This window comes from Moraxella bovis (assembly GCF_025985205.1).
GTDB lineage: Bacteria > Pseudomonadota > Gammaproteobacteria > Pseudomonadales > Moraxellaceae > Moraxella > Moraxella bovis.
The window spans coordinates 307156-324845 of record NZ_CP087840.1 but is presented as its reverse complement, the minus strand read 5'-3'; the positions used below and the strand labels follow the sequence as shown (position 1 = coordinate 324845).

Below are 17690 nucleotides of genomic sequence, written 5' to 3'. Positions count from 1 at the left end.
TAAATGAGATACGATATTATTTATAAAGTAGTGTATCTCCCATTGATGAGTTAATAACCTCACATTTTTTTATAAAGGTGCACATTATGGCTATAGATATTTTCTTAAAAATCGATGGCGTGAATGGCGAATCCAAGGATGCAGGACACAAGGATTGGATTGATGTTCATAACTTTACATGGGGTGCCAGTCAGCCTGCCACTCTAACCACAGGTGGTGGTGGTGGTGCGGGTAAGGTTAATTTCCAAGACCTAAAAGTAACAGCCGCTATTGATAAGGCAGCTCCTACCGTTCTCAAACACAGTGCCATTGGTCGGCACATCCCTAAAGTGGAAATCTCAGTTTGCAAGGCAGGTGGCGAACAGATTGAGTACTCTAGAATCACACTAGAAGACGTCATGGTAACTGGCGTTGAGTTCGTCGGTTCCAAGGACAATGAAGTTCTTTATGTGAATTACTCATTCCAAGCCGTCAAAATCAAAAACCAATACTGGGAACAAACCGAGCGTGGCGGTCGTGGTGCCGAAACTCAAATGGGTTACGACATCAAACAAAACAAAGCCATCGGCTAATCAGCCATTTCACCTTTTTAAAACACAACCTTATATTAGTATTAGGTTGTGTTTTTATATCAGTATAGGTCGTTTTATGATTATTAATCACATCGCACACCATATAGAGACACTCATTAGCCAGCTTAAAAAAGACCCCATGAACCTAAATGCCAGACTGGCACTCATTCAATGTTATTGCCTAGAAGCGGATTGGCAAAAAGCCTTGAGCACCACCGATAATTTTCTAAAAATTCATAACGACCCACACGTCAAATCCCTACTTAAACAAAATATTCTTTGCGAGATACAGCGAGACGTAGTGTTTAAAAACACCAAAGCACCACTTGCTTACCCCGATACAGCTTTTCATGGCAATCAGAACCTGTTATTACAAGCCTTCTATGACAGTAACGATAATATGATTGATATTTTCGGCCAGCTCATTGATGAGTGCGACTTTTGGGCAACCATCACCACATATGACGAACAGAACTATCAAGATTCATGGATTGACAGTGATTTTAGATTGTCTAGTGTCTTTGAGATATTTGTGGATGCTCATTACTACTGGCTACCCACCAACAACATCCAATCCATTCATTTTTGGCGACACGAAGTACTAACAGATATTTTGTGGCGACGTGCCAAAATAACCCTGCAAAACCAACAGGAAATCTCAGCCTTTATACCTGCTAGATATCCTATTTTAACCGAGGTATCAGAAGACATCAAACAAAACAAACGCACCCAATGGGAACAAATGTCTAAATTATCATGGGCAAACGGTCAAAAGACATTGACATCAGGCGATGTGGATATCCCCCTGCTTGATATTGATGTCATCACAAGAGGGTAACTCATGGCAAACAATACCGCAAGTATCTATGACAGGCTCATGCAGCACACCTCTGGTGCTAGCATCTCTCACAGTCAGTTAAGAGAGTTTGTGATTCGGGATTTGCTCTCTTTATTAAATACCGCAAGTTACTACACAGACAACCACGCTTATTTTAGCCAAAACGAAACCTATCACTGTGTCATGAATTATGGCATACACCCCTTATCAGGTAAAAGAGCCTCAGAGATTAACTGGCTTGATGTAGAGAGCAACATCACCGCATCCATCAGAGCCTTTGAAAGTCGGATACTGCCAGAGAGCTTGGAGGTAAAATGCCTAACAAAGCACGCCGATGACATCCTACACAATCAAGTAAGCATACAAATCACAGGGCTAATACGCTCAAGCCCACATCCCGAGCGATTTGTCTTAACCACCAAACTAGACTTAGAAACAGGCAGTTTTAACCCAACATAATATCTAGGAGCATGTCATGAACCGCAACTTTTTGGAAAAATACCATCAAGAACTAAAAAATTTTCGTGAAGCCAGTAAAGAATTTGCCAAAGAGCATCCTGCTGTGGCTGGACATCTTGGATTATTAGCACCAGAGATAGAAGACCCTTATGTTGAAAGATTGATTGAAGCAGTGAGCTTCTTAACTGCTCGCATCAATCTAAAAATCGATGAGCAATACCCCAAGTTTCTAGAACACATCTTTCAAGTCATCCAACCAAGTTTTAATAAGGTCATACCCAGCTGTGCCATCGTCTCTTGTTACACCAATGAGAACACCCCCTTTATCATTCCTGCTCAGAGCTCCGTATTCACGCATGCCAAAAAAAAGAATACAGCTACCTGCAATTTTTCTACCTGTCATCCGCTACAAATCACTCCTTTTCACATACAAAAAGTCAATTACATCAAGACCTTTAAAAACAATTACCTCTCCCAAGAATGCCAAAAAGCCAAATTAGACATCATTTTTAGCTTTCCAAAAACACTATCCATTAAGGATATTGACTTTTCTTGTATTCATTTTTACATCAAAAATACCGACCATTATACCGCCACAGAGCTATTATATCACCTATCAACCAAAGCCACTTCCCTTAGTGTCAGTCAAAAAGACCATAAAAACATCTACTCCCCCAAAATTAAGCTTACTGGCATGGATTTTAATCTTGACATATCCAATGATAGAAAAATCAGCCATTTAAAAGATGTGGTGGAATATAGCATACTGCCTGAAAAGACCTTGTTCTTTACCATAAACGATTTACAGGCTATCATAACAGATTGCCTAAAACGACATAAAAAAACCTCCTCTGACGACATGGTGGAATTTACTTTATCGTTTGGTTTAAGTGACTTTTCTGATAATATTGAAAAATATCTCACTCATGATTGTCTAGACCTAAACAGCATGATTATTAGCAATCATTTTATCAAAAAAACACGTTTTGTCATTGACCAAAATACCAACGAACAACACATCGTCATGGACAAAATCAGAGCCAAAGATTTTGAAATCATCTCCATCAAATCCATAGAAGGATTTAATTCAGTCAATACCAAAATAAAATCTTTTGAACCCATCTACAAAGTTGATGGTTATCACACCTTGGAGAACACCCAAGATGTTGGCTTTTATACTGACACCTATCGCTCAAACCAACTAGCCTCTACGAACAACTCCTACAAGGGTAATGAATGCTATGTTACCATAACCAATCAATATCAGCACATCACTCAGCACGACCTAAATCAACTATCGGTTGAGGCTTGGTGTAGCAACCGAAGTCTGGTCAGAGACATCAGCTGGACGCTTGATGAAGATTTGCAGCTCGATGACCGATTCAAGATCACCAAAATCGTCAGGCAGTGTCGTTTCACCGAACCTCTGGACTCACCCTCTCACACTGTCGCCCAGTGGCGACTGATGAATCTAATCGCCTCTAATTTCATCATTGATGATTTGAATAATGTAGAATCACTAACCAACCATATCAAAGACAGTCTGCTGACCATTCATGAAATGTCAAAAAATCAATCTTTTAAAGCACAGATTGATGCAATCATTAGCATTACAGCCTGCAAAACTCACGAAAGCCACAAACGCAATCGCAAGCTCATCCCCTTAAATGGCTTACATTTTGAAATCATCATAGATGAGGCAGTCATGAGTCATGCCCATCCTTATATTTGGGGCTGTGTTTTGCTCAGTCATCTAAAAGGGTATTCACCCATCAATCATTTTACCAAACTAACATTACGCAATAAAAAAAGTGAAATTATTGCCACATTGAGTTCTTTGGAGTAGTCATGTCATCTGATATCTCAGTTCAAGCAATCCCTTTAAACACCGATGACATGCAACTGTTTGCTCTACTTAGATATTTACATCTGCATGCCAATCTCACCAAAAACATCGGAGACGAAGTGCAACTAACAGAGCACAATGTGCGATTTGGACAGCTTGCCAAACTATCATTTCAGGAGCGACAAGTACACCAAATCATCTCACAGGGTAAATTTCTCAAAGTCAAGATAAAAGGCTTTGGCATGCTAGGGACAAACGGTGCCCTACCCTTGCACCTATCCGAGGCGATTTATGAGAAGAATTTACACGAAAAAGATCATACCTTTAATGATTTTTTAGACATCTTTCATCATCGTCTAATCAGCCTATTTTATAAAGCGTGGCTTAGCTCAGAACCTGCGGTCATGCTTGATAACAAGAGCAACCCTCTATTTAGTGAGCACATCGCTGGCTTTGTTGGCAACCAGCCTTTGGCTGATGAAGGCATGGAGGGACTGTTAAAATACAGCCAGTTTTACTATTCTAGCTTATTACTCAATCAAAATATGCCCACACACAACCTCATCGAGATACTCAGTGGCTACTTTGACACACCCATACAGATAGAAGAAAATGTTGGCGAATGGATTCCTGCCGAAGCACACACCACCACCCTTTCCTCTCAACTTTTAGAACCTTTAGGTTCAGGACTTTTGATTGGTACACATTATTTTGATGCCACTCAAAAATTTCGAGTCATCATCGGGCCTGTGAGCACTGCCAAATATTTGGACTTTTTAAAAGGAGGGCATCTATTTGATAAACTCATCAGATGGGTCGTCCGATACACCAAACACAGCTATCAATTTGACATCAAAATCATTGTCGATAAAGACGACATCCGCCCCAGTCGCCTAGACACTTCGCACCCACTAGGGCGTAACAGTTGGCTGGGGCAACCCAAAGAAAACCCCCATGTCATCATAGATATTGATTAGGGCGTACTATGACTTTTATCATCGCCATACAAGCCAAAGACAGCATCGTGGTCGTCAGTGACACATCAAGTTTCTACATCACTGATGACGGTCGTATAAAGCCACATCCTCACAAGCGACTGCCTAAACTAACACTGGACAGCCATCAAAATGTCCGTACCGCCAATGGCATTAGCCAACTGTCAGACATGGTCTTTGATACCATAGCAAGCAACCAGGAGCTTCATGAGTTAAGACGACAGCTTGCCAAGGTTAGTGATGTTTATTTGGCACATTTTAAAAACCCTCCAGCATTGGTGGAGCAAATTCAGCTAACCACAATATACTGCTCATTACTGCTAGACACAGGACCTAGACTATATAGCATACACACCGATAGCATAGAGAGATTCGAGGATAACAGCATAAGCATACTCAGTGCCAAACACGCAGACCCAACAAACATACTCCTAGAATTACAACAGCTCCAAAAAAGCATAAAGCCTGTCAAGGAGTTTGTTGATGAGTTGTCTTGCATATCGCATTACCTAAGACTCATTAAACCTATTTTCAAAAAAACCCACGCTCTTGGTGACAGCAGTATGGATTTTCATGTATACTTTGGTGCATCTACTGGCTATTATTTTGAACACATTCCAAACACCTACTAAGTTAAATCCCAAAGGAGACCATCTATGGTAGCAGGCTCTAAACTACTCATCAACGAACACGGCATCTTCATCACCACCCCAAAAACCTTCCAAGTCAAGAGCAATGAGAAGGTGATGATGAGTGGAGAAAAAGTGTCATTTAGACTACCAAACATCTTATTAAAACCCAATTTATCAGAACTGGAAAAAGTAAAATTGACACCAAACCAACTAACAGCCAGTTTAGGTATTTTGGGTTGTATTGAAAAACAGGGTGGATTTTCTGAATGCGGGGAATTATTTATTGACAACATTAAAATCCAAGAATTTTGGCTGTCACTTGATAATAAAATTTATTACATACCACCAACGAATATTGCAAGCTCAAAGACAATAACTATAGATGGTATTGATTATCAGATTGAAAATGAGTTAACGATTGTTGGAAGTATGGCTGATACTTCGCATTCGTTATCCCAGCAATTTGAGAATCTAAATCAATTAAAGAAAGACTATGTCACAAGATTTGGTCAGGATAATGCCAATGTGATACTTATGAATGGGTTAAATAGATATTTGATTGTTTTGGAGCATATTCATACCTTAAAGTGGAAACAGTCAGAATTTGCAGAATTTTATCAAAAGATTTCTGAGTCTCAATTAAATTTTAAGGATTCTGTCTGATGAGCAAAATTGACTATGTATTTTTTAAAGAGACGGGTGTACATAAAGTGATTTTAAAAGGAAAAAAGGTTAGAATGACACCCATTGTGCAATATGGCATATATTTACCTGACCCTTTTAGTAGCACGGTTCACCGAGCATCTTCAGAAAAGATGGGAGATTTTGATGTGTGCATTAATGGGCAATGGTACAAGATAAATCTTGGTATGGACTTTATTGGTCCAGATTTGAACGAAGGTTTATCTATCTTGGCTGACGATAGTATTTATGGTTTGCCCTCACCTGGTCTTTGGAGCATCTCCCAAACCCTTGATTATCAATGGATAGTAAAAGAAGGAGACCCAACAACACAGTATCATACGGGGGTAGGAGGATTATGTCCTTTGATTGTCAACAAGCTACTTTATGGAGAGAAAAATGTGTATACCAAAAGTGATTTAAAAGATGTTGTATCATATGGAGAACCCAAACCAGAACATAAAAGATATCTGTTACAAAGAAGTTCCAAGAAGTTTCGGCAATTAAATACTTTGTCCAAAAATTCAGGCAAAGTTGGTTTTGGCATTAAGTCCAACGGTCATGTGGTGATATTTTTAGAGGAAGATAAAACCGCAAAAATGAGTTATTATGCATTTAGAGACTTATTTGAAGGTGAGGGCTGTATTCATGCCTTTGCTTGTGATGGTAGTGATTCTGTGTTTTTATATTTAAATAAAAAATGGAAAGTTAGAGCGGCTCTTCATAAAGACAATACCCAAACATCTGGTATAGGATTTAGAATTGATGATTAATATTAAAATTTTATCACACGCCATTCTTATGTCCATTTGGATTATTACCAGTTTTTATTGGGTTAGTGTACTTCATACTCGTTCTGTATATGAATTTATTTGGGTTTGGTGCTCTAAATCAATATCTAATTTTTTTGAATTTTATTATCTTGGATTTTTGTTAAATCTGATGGTTTTAACTCCTTTTATTTATTTACTATTGATTTTAAATAAAAAAGCAAAGTTATTGTTATTAAAAAGATTTAAAATCATATTTTTTATATCTTTGTTTTTGGTATTTTTAAATACTTTTGATTTTTTGCTGTTTGATACTAGACTTTATCCATTCAATACCCATCCTAATGAAACTGTCTATTGTGAGTATTTTGCTTTTTACTCCGATAACTATTTACAATCTGGGGGTTGTGATGTTCCCAATTAGAAATACAAGGATTTAGAATTGATGATTAATATTAAAATTTTATTACACGCCATTCTTATATCCATTTGGATTATTACCAATTTTTATTGGGTGAGTGTACTTGATGGTTCGTCTATTTATACTTTTATTTGGAGTTGGTGCTCCAAGTCCATAGTGAATGTTTTTGATTTTTATTATCTTGGATTTTTGTTAAACCTTATGGTTTTAACTCCTTTTATTTATTTATTGTTGATTTTAAATAAAAAAGTAAAATTATTTTTATTAAAAAAACAAAAGTTAATGTTATTTTTGTTTTTATTTTGTGTCATGTTATCAAATCTTGATTTTATTATTTTTAATGTTAGGTTTTATCCATTTAATATCCATCTTGATGAAACTGTCTATTGTGAATATTTTAATTACTTCTTTGACGATTATATGAAGTCTGGTGGTTGTGATGTTCCTGATTAAAAAAGTATAAGGATTTAGAATTGATGATTAATATTAAAATTTTATCACACGCCATTCTTATAGCTGCTTGGATTATTACCAATTTTTATTGGGTTAGTGTCATTTTTGGAGAATCTATATACACTTTTATTTGGAGTTGGTGCTCCAAGTCCATAGTGAATTTTTTTGAATTTTATTATCTTGGATTTTTGTTAAATCTGATGGTTTTAACTCCTGTCGTTTATTTATTGTTGATTTTAAATAAAAAAGTAAAGTTGTTGTTATTAAAAAGATTTAAAATAATACTTTTTTCTCTTTGTTTTCTTGTGGTTTTATACAATGGAGACTTTATTATTTTTGATGTTAGATTTTATCCATTTAACCCCCATATTAATGAAACTGTCTATTGTGAGTATTTTAATTATTTTTCTGATAACTATTTACAATCTGGGGGTTGTGATGTTCCTGATTAATACCTAAAGTTATTTAACATACAAGTGATGTTAAACTTTTGACACCATGAATAAAAAACCGTATTTATGAATGCAAATACAAAACCACCACCAATGTACAAAATCCCAATCACAACAAACAGCAATCTGTCCTCACAATCAAGATGGAGCGATAGAAATGGCGAAATACATTGTCGGTGAGATTAAGAGAAACGTAAAATCCTTGGTTGCTCAAAAAATTCGTTATCATAATACCGGAGAGATAGGAGCAGAATTACAAAGAGAGTTTGATAAGTCAAATGAGAGAATTGGCAAAATTAAAGACCCATTTGAATTCGAACAACCCATTCGTAACCCAGAAACCCAAAGAAACCCCATAATATCGCTTAAATTATGGTATGACATGGTTGATACGAATAAGCCTTGGGATCATAAGTGGCAACTCGTACAGGATGATAGGCTTAACAAAAATAGCAAAATTACTGTACATAGACCAACTCAAAAAGGTACACCCTCTGAAAGTCATTACCATAAATATAAGAATTACGATTATTTCTATGATGTATGATCAAATATCCATTATGGCTATGTTGGGCTTAGTGTTGGGTTTTCCGAGCAGGCCTTACTGTCAGGATCTTGGGTGCAACAAGCTGGGAGTGATATTATATCTGCATTCAAAGAAAGAATATTGCCAAGAGCAGATACCCTAGATGACAATACTGCAATGAAAATTGGCTTTGAGCTTTATAAAAAACGTGGTAAATTTGCTGGCAAATTAACCCCTGAAAACATATTGTATATTTTAGACAACACACCACAAAACCAACCACCAAACTCAAAACAAATCCATTAGTGCAACAATCCAAGCAATCCAAATAGGATTAAAAAATGAAAAAATTAAATTTAGTCAAATTGATAAAGAAATATAAAAAAACTTCTTTTTTTTATTTTTTGCATCATAACAATGTATTTATACGTACAATTATCTATATTTTTTTACGATACAGTTGAAATACACAATAAAACAGGCAAACAAATTTCTTTCTCAAATTTTCAATACAAACATAAAAATGAATATAGTTTTGATTTTGAAGATGAGGATGAATATAAAAGTTTTAAATATTATTATGACATACAAAGGAGTGGAAAATCAAAATCTTTCTTAAATCCAAAGTATCACCATGAACAAAATCAGGTTTACGTTTCTATTGAAACAAGATATGGCGGAAAAGATTTAACTAACAATAATATTTATGAACGTTTTCATGTAAATTTTTCTACAAAACCAATAGAAAATCATCAAAAACCCTCCTGCTCTTTTAAAATAGAAGTTTATTCTGACAGAACTGTGGTAACACCAACCTATAAGCGGTTTTGTAAAAAGCCGATGTATAACTATGAGAATTTTAATCTTTATGATATTTAGGTGTGATATTTAGTATAATAGACCTCTTGCGAAATTACGATTTTATTGAGCTTGTCAAAATTCTAAATCAAATAAAATCAAGGTTTGAAAGCCAAAATTTTTGAATTTCGCAAGAACTCTAATACAAAACAGCCATAGCTCATATAGACAAACTGAGCAACTCTGTAATAACCATCTTCAATCAAAATTCACTCCCCTATATTCCTTAAGTCTTAAACAACAAAAAAGCCCAAACCTTTCGATTTGGACTTTTTAAAATTTGGAGCGGGAAACGAGATTCGAACTCGCGACCCCAACCTTGGCAAGGTTGTGCTCTACCAACTGAGCTATTCCCGCGTGTCAGCGTTTGCTGTATGGGTGCGTATTATATAGGATTTTTGGCAGACGTCAAGCACTTTTTTAAAAATTTTTAAAAAAAATTCAAAAAATTTTAGCCGTTATAAATTTTTAAAAACAAATCAACGACTTAGCACATCCAAAGTCACGCCCCACGACAGAAAGTTATCAATCTCATCAACAAGCCCCGTGAATAGCCTCTCTTTTTGCATGTCCAGTACCCAGTGTGTCGGACTGTGCAGGGTGAATTTGATGTCGGATTTTTGGATGTCGGTGCGAGTGTGGTTAATCGCCACCGCCAAACGCAGTAGCAGTGCCAGCTTGGTCATTCTGTCGGTGCTGATACTCATCAACGCCTTATGGTCGTTTGCGGTGATTTTTCGGCGATGGTAACGCACCATGCCTGCCAGTCTGGTCTGCTCCATCTGCGAAAAGCCTGCTATCTCGCCAAACTCCAAGATATACGCACTGTGGCGATGATAACTACTATGCCCGATACTCATGCCAATCTCATGCAACAGTGACGAGCGTCTGAGCAGGTCATGGTCGTTTTGGTTTAACCCCAGTGGCTCTTGGGCGACATCAAAAAGCAGACGGGCGGTCTTGGCGACCCGTTTGGCTTGTTTTTTGTCCACATTAAACTTATCAATGAGCTTCATCACCCCACCATCACGGGCGTCATTACTGTCAAAACGTGAGAGCATGTCATACATAACCCCTTCCCGAAGAGCCCCATCAGAGTAGCTCATCGCCTTGACCCCAAAGGCTTCCATCACTGCCAGAAGTATCGCCACACCAGCAGGGAAAATCGCCTTACGGTGAGCCTTAACCCCTTGTAAATCAATATGCTCAATATGCCGAGCATCCATCAAATGCTGTTTTAGAGCCAATACCGCCCCTTTGGTAATCAGCCCATGCTTGATAAGCCCAAGCCCCGTCAACGCCCCAAGCACCGCCTTAATCGTCCCTGATGAACCAATCACTCGCTCAAAACCCATTTTCTGATAACGCTTGATGTGCTGAGCCATCTCTTTTTTGGCAGAACGCATGGCATACCCAAAGGCTTCATCATTTATCACACCATCTTTAAAAAACTTCTGCGTAAAGCTCACCGCCCCCATCTGTGCCGACTCGGTCAGGAGCGACTGCCCGCCCTGTCCGATGATAAGCTCAGTTGAACCACCGCCGATGTCAATGACAAACCGAAGCTCATCACTAGGGTTTGTGTTCGCCACGCCCAGATAGATAAGGCGAGCTTCTTCACGCCCTGAGATGACTTCAATCGGGCAAGGCAAAATCTGATTTGCCTTGGCAATAAACTCATCGCTGTTGGTCGCCTGTCTTAGGGTATTGGTCGCAACCACACGCAAACGCTCGCCTGCCACGTTATCTAAGCGACCCATAAAGCGAGACAAGCAGGCCAGACCACGCTCTTGGGCGTCGGCACTTAGATGACCTTGCTCATCTAGCCCTGCCCCCAATTGGACTTTTTCGGACATGGACGCAATTTTTTTTAGCTCGCCATCTTTGACATAGGCGATTGCCATGTGAAAGCTGTTTGACCCCAAATCAATGGCACATAAGAGTTCATCATCGATGATACTTGACATAACTGTCCTTTGGCTGTGTGGCTAAGTGGATAAAAGTGATAAAATTGTCAGATTGATTTTAAAAGGTTTAGAAGGATTTTAAAATTTGGTGTTATCAATATCTGTACGCCCATTTTTAACATATTTTTAAAAACCCCAAAATCATTATCACGCCCAATTTTTAAAATCATCAAACCAACCGCTCTTTGGGAAATAGGATTTTAAAGGTAGAGCCTTGACCCAGCACCGAATCAATATGCAAGCTCGCCCCATGTTTGTGCAGAACATGCTTGACAATGGCAAGCCCAAGCCCCGTCCCACCCGTGGCACGAGAACGCCCACTATCCACCCGATAAAACCGCTCGGTCAGGCGTGCCAAATGCGTCTCTTCAATGCCAATGCCATTATCGGCAATACTCAGCAGTCCACCATCTAATGTCTCTTCCCACAAAATGCTAATCTCGCCCTGCCTGCCTGTCTCGGTGCTGTCTGTGGGCGTGTATTTCATGGCGTTGATGACGAGATTTAAAATGGCACTGTATAAATATTTCTCAATGCCTAACACATGACGTTCGGTGTCTAAGTGTATGTCTAACAAATGCCCGAACTCTTTGTTGGTCGCACGGGCATCATCAAAGACCTGCATGAGCAGTCGGGGCATGTCCACCGTCACTTGTTGCTCGCTGTCGTCATGTTCTAGTCGTGACAACATGAGCAGGTCATTGACTAAGTTATTCATTCGCCGTGCTTGCTCACTCATCAAGGCAAAGCCCCGTTGCCATTTGGGTTCTAGGCTTGAGGCGCTTGAGAATGTCTCAATATAACCCATCAGCACCGTCAAAGGCGTTCGAATTTCGTGCGACACGTTGCCCACGAAGTCGGTTCGCATTTGTTCTAGATGATGAATGTAGGTGTGATTGGCGACGGTCAAAAGCACGTGGTTATGGGCGTTATTAATCCTTGCGAGCGTAACCTTATAAATTTCGCCACAGTAAATCTGCCCAAAAAACTCAAAGGCTTGTTTGGCGGATTTGGCGGTAGGCTCGGCAGGTTTGGCGATATTGGTCAGTTTGACAGATTGATAAATGGCGTGAAAAATATCAGGGAATTTTTCCAAAAATTCATGATTTAAAATCAGCGATGACACCTTAGCACCGATGATGGGCTTATCCACATAAGCGGTCAAGATAAACAGTGCCGATGAGTTATGCCACACTATCTGTTCATGCTCGTCTAATATCATCAGCATGTCATCGGACGATTCTAATATCTGATAAAAATCATCGGATAAACCAGGGGCTGTACCCAACTTTGCATTGACAGCCTTTGCATTGACAGCCGATGACTGACCGACAACATCTGCCGTCGTGTCTGTCTTATCAAGCCCTTTCTTATCAAGCCCTTTATCGTCCAACATGAAACTTGCCTTGCTTTTGTTATATCATTTTGAATTTTCAAATATTTTTATTAATCATTGATTAGAAAACCGATAACCCGTCCCACGCACTGTCTGAATCAGCCCATCCACGCCATGCGGGGCAAGCACTTTACGCAAACGGCGGATATGCACGTCAATGGTACGCTCATCAATGTACACATTACCACCCCACACATGGTCTAATATCTGACTGCGACTGTACACTCGCTCAGGATGGGTCATGAAAAATTTTAACAGCTTATACTCAGTGCTACTGACCACCACAGGCGACTCAGCGACCGAGACACGCTGACTTTTGTCATCAAGGCACAGCTCGCCCACGCTTAGCACTTTATCGGTTGGCATACTACGGCGTAACACCGCTTTGACACGGCTAACCAGCTCTTTGGTGCTAAATGGCTTGGTCATGTAATCATCCGCCCCAGCGTCTAGCCCCAGTACTTTGTTGTCTTCTTCGCCTTTGGCGGTCAGCATGATGATGGGAATGTCATCGGTACTGCTGTCTTTTTTGAGCAAGCGACAAAAATCCACCCCCGATGTGCCTTGGGGCAACATCCAATCCAATATCATCAAATCAGGGCAAGCGTCCACAATCTGACGATGAGCTGTCTTGACATCATACGCCGACACCGTCTCAAAATCCGCCATCTGTAACGTCGTGGCAATCAGCTCGTTAATGGCAGGTTCGTCTTCAACGATTAAAATGGTAGGCATGGGTTATCCTTAATTTACACAGCAGCCCATACAGGGCATTGCCAAAAAGTAACAATACTATAACAATAACACAAAACATCACAAAAGTGGGTAACTATTTGCAACCACCCTACTCCCCCACAACATCACGCACCACACTCATCTCACTATGGCGAATGTCCGTACCGCTACTGGTATAGATGACAAGCTCCGCCACATTACGGGCATGGTCGCCCACCCGCTCCAATGCTCGTAACACCCACAGCGTGTGCATAATCTCGGACGACTTTATCTCATCTTTGTCCTGCAACCCTGCTAAAAGCTCGCCATACTCGCTATCGACAAGCTCGTCCATCTGCATGACATCAAAAGCAAAACGGCTATCGTGATTATTAAAGGCTTCTAGAGCGTCCAGCGTCATCATACGCACATTGTCGGCAAGGGTGTGGATGTTGGCATGAATGGGCGTGTCATATAGGGCAATGCGAGCGATTTTTACCGCTTCATCGCCAATCCGTTCAAGGTCAATCACCGCCTTACTCATGCTCATGATATACCGCAAATCCACCGCCGTGGGCTGACGCATGGCAACAAGTTTTACCACCTTATCATCAAGCTGTCTTTCATAGTCATTGATTGTCTTATCCGACTCGATGACCGTCCGTGCCAGCTCTTTGTCGCCATCGGATAAGGCTTTGATGGCTTTACCGACATTACTGATTGCCAAATTACCCATCGTTAGGAGCAACTCTTTGGCAAAGGTTAATTCGTGGTCGTAGGATTTTGAAGTGTGTTTTTCCATTATTTTTCCAAATTTTAATTAAAAATTATCGGCATTGTTAATTGTATTTTTTTTAAAAAAATCATTTAACAAAAATCATTTTTTAAAGTTAAATTTTTATAATCAGTATTTAAATAAAAACAAATCAACCATACCGCCCTGTAATATAATCTTCGGTGGCTTTTTGTTTGGGATTGGTAAATATCTCTTTGGTCTCACCCATTTCAATCATATCGCCCAAATACATATAAGCGGTATAATCAGAACAGCGTGCCGCTTGTTGCATATTGTGCGTAACAATGGCAATGGTATAATCTTCTTTTAAATCATCAATCAAATCTTCAATCGCCCCTGTGCTAATCGGGTCAAGGGCAGACGTTGGCTCATCAAGTAGCAGGACTTCGGGGCGAGTTGCCACGGCACGGGCGATACATAGGCGTTGCTGTTGTCCGCCTGATAAGGACAGCCCTGACGCTTTTAGCTTGTCCTTGACTTCATTCCATAGGGCGGACTTTTTTAATGCCCACTCTACCCTGTCGTCCATCTCCGATTTTGAGAGCTTCTCGTAGAGTTTCACCCCAAAGGCGACATTGTCATAAATGGACATCGGAAAAGGCGTGGGCTTTTGGAACACCATGCCCACTCTGGCACGGAGCAAGTTTACGTCCACCGATTTGTCCAAAATATTCTCGCCATCTAGGATAATCTGCCCGTCTGCTCTCATGCCTTGATACAAATCATACATTCTATTAAACGTGCGAAGCAAGGTGGATTTGCCACAGCCTGAGGGACCAATGAAAGCCGTTACTTTTTTGTCGGCAATGTCTAAATTGATGCCTTTTAGGGCTTTAAAATCGCCATAATAAAAGTCCAATTCACGCACCGCCATTTTTGGCACAATGACTTTGTCGGTTTGGCGAATATGGTTATCTACAATGGGGGTGTTTAGGGTCATAAAATCTGCCTGATGATTGGTAAATGAAGTGTGGGTTTGGGTGGGTTTTTCTAATAATACTGACATGGGATTTTTCCTAATTGGCAATTAAAAAATTTTAAAAAAACAACCTAACATTTGCTATATTTTACAAGAGCAAATTATATTTGCCCTTATTTATTTAATGACAAAATACATTTAATTTTGCAATGCCTATTTAATCGCTTATTTATATTTCTTACCGCCAATAAATCTTGCCAAGACATTTAATGATAAGACAGCAAGGGTAATCAAGAGTGCCGCCGACCACGCCAATTTATTCCAAGTAATATCAGGATTCATAGAAAATTGATAAATCGTATTTGGCAAATTGGCAATCGTCTGACTCATGTCCATACTAAAATACAAGTTATTCAAAGCGGTAAATAAGAGCGGAGCGGTCTCGCCTGTGATACGGGCAAAGGCAAGCAGTACGCCTGTAATCACGCCTGCTTTGGCGGATTTTAGGGTAACGTGTCCCACGAGCTTATATTTGGGCGTGCCTAGGGCGTAGGCGGATTCTCGTAGGGCATTTGGCACAAGGGCGAGCATATTCTCGGTGGTACGCACGACCACAGGAATGACGATAAGAGCCAAAGCGGTCGCCCCTGCCCAACCCGAAAAACCCCGACCGCCCGAAACCATCAGAGCATAGACAAACAGACTGATGACGATACTCGGAGCGGACAGCAAAATGTCATTTAAAAAACGAGTAACACCGCCAAGCGTCCGCCCAAATTTGCCATCATTATCGGCAAACTCCGCCAAATAAATCCCTGCCATGAGTCCCACAGGCGTGCCGATAAACAGCCCCGAAAAGACAAGCATTGCCGATCCAACAATGGCGTTTTTGAGACCGCCCACGGTGGCAGGGGGCGGGGTGTTGGCGGTAAAAATGGGCAATTCCATAAAGCCTGTCGCCCCACGAGAAAACAGCGTAATCAAAATCCAAACAAGCCAAAACAGCCCAAACACCATCGCTGACATGGTAAAGCCGATGCCAAGGGCGTTTTTGAATTTGCGTTTTTGGTACAACGTGCCATTCATCCGCTCATGGAATTTGGGCGTTGGGGCAGTTGGCTTTTCGTGCGTGAGTGTGGCCATGATAACCTTCTTTTAACCTTTGGGGTTGGTGGTGTATCCTTGTTTAACTTCAAAATATACCACCGCAGAGGCTGACTCTGCACGCCCAACCATATTAGTCTTAGCAATGGGCGTGTGCAACACACCCCTACAACTTTATTTAAAATACATTTATTTAAAATTAAAAACTTACCTTTAATCTTATCACCTTATTTCCCTGCCTTTTTATCAATTTTCATCAGCATAATTTTGGAAATTGACAAAACAATAAAGGTGATGACAAATAAGATTAAGCCTAAATGCAGTAGCGATGATAAATGAAGTTCGCTGGACGCTTCGGCAAATTCATTGGCAAGGGCGGACGTGATGGACACCCCCGATGCAAACATACTGGGCGTGATGTTAAAGGTGTTGCCGATAAGAAACGTTACCGCCATTGTCTCGCCCAACGCACGCCCAAGCCCCAAAATCACACCGCCAACCACGCCTGCTTTGGTGTAGGGCAGAACGATTTTGGTCATAACTTCCCACGTGGTTGCCCCCACGCCATAGGCGGATTCTTTTAGCAGGTCAGGTACGACAGCGAACACGTCTCGCATGGTGGCGGCGATAAAGGGAATAATCATGATGGCAAGGACAAGGCTTGCGGTAAACAGCCCAACGCCCATGGGAGCCCCATTAAACAGCGTGCCGACCACAGGCAATCCGCCCAAATGATGAATGAGCCACGGCTGAACCTTATCGCCAAACCACGGAGCAAACACAAACAAGCCCCACATCCCATAGATGATAGACGGCACGCCTGCCAACAGCTCGATGGCGATGCTTAGGGGTTTTTTGAGCATTTTTGGGCATAGCTCGGTCAAAAACACCGCAATGCCAAAACTCACTGGCACGGCAATCAAAATGGCGATAAATGACGTAACAAGCGTGCCATAAATCGGAGCCAACGCCCCATACTCGCCCGACACAGGATTCCATTCGCTACTGCTATAAAAGCCTAGTCCAAAGGCTTGCATACTCGGAATCGCCCCAATCACCAAAGACGCCAAAATCCCACCCAATGACAACAATACAAGCAGGGCAAAAAATTTGGTGGCAAGCACAAAGATGGCGTCTAGCTTTTTTTGTTTGTTTAATTGACCTTTTAGGCTGTCGGCACGGGCGGTGTGTGTTGTCATGATTGACCTTTTTGATTTTTAAATTAAAATTTATTTAAATGGTAATGCAAAATAATTTGGAAAATTGGCTATTTTTATTAACATCACTTTGT

At 40.5% G+C, this 17690-nt stretch carries 18 protein-coding genes, 1 tRNA gene and 1 pseudogene; 12 read left to right on the top strand and 8 right to left on the bottom strand.

The window, feature by feature from the left end; genetic code table 11:
• The first annotated feature begins 86 nt into the window (after window positions 1–86).
• The 12 genes and pseudogenes from LP107_RS01605 to LP107_RS01545 all read left to right on the top strand — a co-directional run bounded on the left by LP107_RS01605 (window position 87) and on the right by LP107_RS01545 (window position 9524).
• On the top strand, window positions 87–572 hold the full coding sequence (locus LP107_RS01605) for an Hcp family type VI secretion system effector (protein WP_062500990.1): 486 nt from the start codon (window positions 87–89) through the stop codon (window positions 570–572).
• A 76-nt stretch (window positions 573–648) separates the two neighbouring features.
• Window positions 649–1410, top strand: a complete 762-nt coding sequence (locus LP107_RS01600) for a type VI secretion system accessory protein TagJ (RefSeq protein WP_078274479.1) — start codon at window positions 649–651, stop codon at window positions 1408–1410.
• Between the two features lie 3 nt (window positions 1411–1413).
• A complete protein-coding gene (locus LP107_RS01595) occupies window positions 1414–1869 on the top strand; it encodes a type VI secretion system baseplate subunit TssE (protein WP_078274480.1) in 456 nt (151 codons plus the stop codon).
• A 16-nt stretch (window positions 1870–1885) separates the two neighbouring features.
• On the top strand, window positions 1886–3715 hold the full coding sequence (gene tssF, locus LP107_RS01590; protein ID WP_078274481.1) for a type VI secretion system baseplate subunit TssF: 1830 nt from the start codon (window positions 1886–1888) through the stop codon (window positions 3713–3715).
• Window positions 3716–3717: 2 nt separating this feature from the next.
• Window positions 3718–4692: a type VI secretion system baseplate subunit TssG gene (tssG, locus tag LP107_RS01585; protein WP_078274482.1), complete on the top strand. Its 975-nt coding sequence runs from the start codon at window positions 3718–3720 to the stop codon at window positions 4690–4692.
• Window positions 4693–4700: 8 nt separating this feature from the next.
• Complete coding sequence (locus LP107_RS01580; protein ID WP_078274483.1) at window positions 4701–5342, top strand: hypothetical protein; 642 nt, start codon at window positions 4701–4703, stop codon at window positions 5340–5342.
• Window positions 5343–5366: 24 nt separating this feature from the next.
• Window positions 5367–6005: a hypothetical protein gene (locus tag LP107_RS01575; RefSeq protein WP_078274484.1), complete on the top strand. Its 639-nt coding sequence runs from the start codon at window positions 5367–5369 to the stop codon at window positions 6003–6005.
• Window positions 6005–6796: a hypothetical protein gene (locus tag LP107_RS01570; RefSeq protein ID WP_078274485.1), complete on the top strand. Its 792-nt coding sequence runs from the start codon at window positions 6005–6007 to the stop codon at window positions 6794–6796. The genes LP107_RS01575 and LP107_RS01570 overlap by 1 nt, the downstream gene beginning before the upstream one ends.
• A gap of 442 nt (window positions 6797–7238) precedes the next feature.
• On the top strand, window positions 7239–7667 hold the full coding sequence (locus LP107_RS01565; RefSeq protein WP_078274487.1) for a hypothetical protein: 429 nt from the start codon (window positions 7239–7241) through the stop codon (window positions 7665–7667).
• A gap of 23 nt (window positions 7668–7690) precedes the next feature.
• On the top strand, window positions 7691–8119 hold the full coding sequence (locus LP107_RS01560; protein ID WP_078274488.1) for a hypothetical protein: 429 nt from the start codon (window positions 7691–7693) through the stop codon (window positions 8117–8119).
• A 70-nt stretch (window positions 8120–8189) separates the two neighbouring features.
• Window positions 8190–8951 (top strand): annotated as a pseudogene (locus tag LP107_RS14575) (polymorphic toxin type 44 domain-containing protein).
• 111 nt (window positions 8952–9062) lie between these two features.
• Entirely contained in the window at window positions 9063–9524 is a 462-nt protein-coding gene (locus tag LP107_RS01545; protein ID WP_078274491.1) for a hypothetical protein, read from the top strand.
• Window positions 9525–9784: 260 nt separating this feature from the next.
• On the opposite strand, the gene LP107_RS01540 is transcribed toward LP107_RS01545, so the two are convergent.
• The 8 genes from LP107_RS01540 to pstC form a co-directional block, all read right to left on the bottom strand.
• Window positions 9785–9860, bottom strand: a tRNA-Gly gene (locus LP107_RS01540).
• A gap of 122 nt (window positions 9861–9982) precedes the next feature.
• Complete coding sequence (locus LP107_RS01535) at window positions 9983–11470, bottom strand: Ppx/GppA phosphatase family protein (RefSeq protein ID WP_078274492.1); 1488 nt, start codon at window positions 11468–11470, stop codon at window positions 9983–9985.
• 169 nt (window positions 11471–11639) lie between these two features.
• On the bottom strand, window positions 11640–12866 hold the full coding sequence (locus LP107_RS01530) for an ATP-binding protein (RefSeq protein ID WP_228157753.1): 1227 nt from the start codon (window positions 12864–12866) through the stop codon (window positions 11640–11642).
• A gap of 54 nt (window positions 12867–12920) precedes the next feature.
• The gene (phoB, locus tag LP107_RS01525; RefSeq protein ID WP_078274493.1) at window positions 12921–13601 is read right to left on the bottom strand and encodes a phosphate regulon transcriptional regulator PhoB; all 681 of its coding nucleotides are present in this window, start codon (window positions 13599–13601) and stop codon (window positions 12921–12923) included.
• A 109-nt stretch (window positions 13602–13710) separates the two neighbouring features.
• On the bottom strand, window positions 13711–14382 hold the full coding sequence (gene phoU, locus LP107_RS01520) for a phosphate signaling complex protein PhoU (protein WP_078274494.1): 672 nt from the start codon (window positions 14380–14382) through the stop codon (window positions 13711–13713).
• Between the two features lie 124 nt (window positions 14383–14506).
• The gene (gene pstB, locus LP107_RS01515; RefSeq protein WP_078274495.1) at window positions 14507–15382 is read right to left on the bottom strand and encodes a phosphate ABC transporter ATP-binding protein PstB; all 876 of its coding nucleotides are present in this window, start codon (window positions 15380–15382) and stop codon (window positions 14507–14509) included.
• Between the two features lie 138 nt (window positions 15383–15520).
• Complete coding sequence (pstA, locus tag LP107_RS01510; protein WP_410173924.1) at window positions 15521–16438, bottom strand: phosphate ABC transporter permease PstA; 918 nt, start codon at window positions 16436–16438, stop codon at window positions 15521–15523.
• Between the two features lie 188 nt (window positions 16439–16626).
• A complete protein-coding gene (gene pstC, locus LP107_RS01505) occupies window positions 16627–17598 on the bottom strand; it encodes a phosphate ABC transporter permease subunit PstC (RefSeq protein WP_078274496.1) in 972 nt (323 codons plus the stop codon).
• Between the last annotated feature and the right edge of the window lie 92 nt (window positions 17599–17690).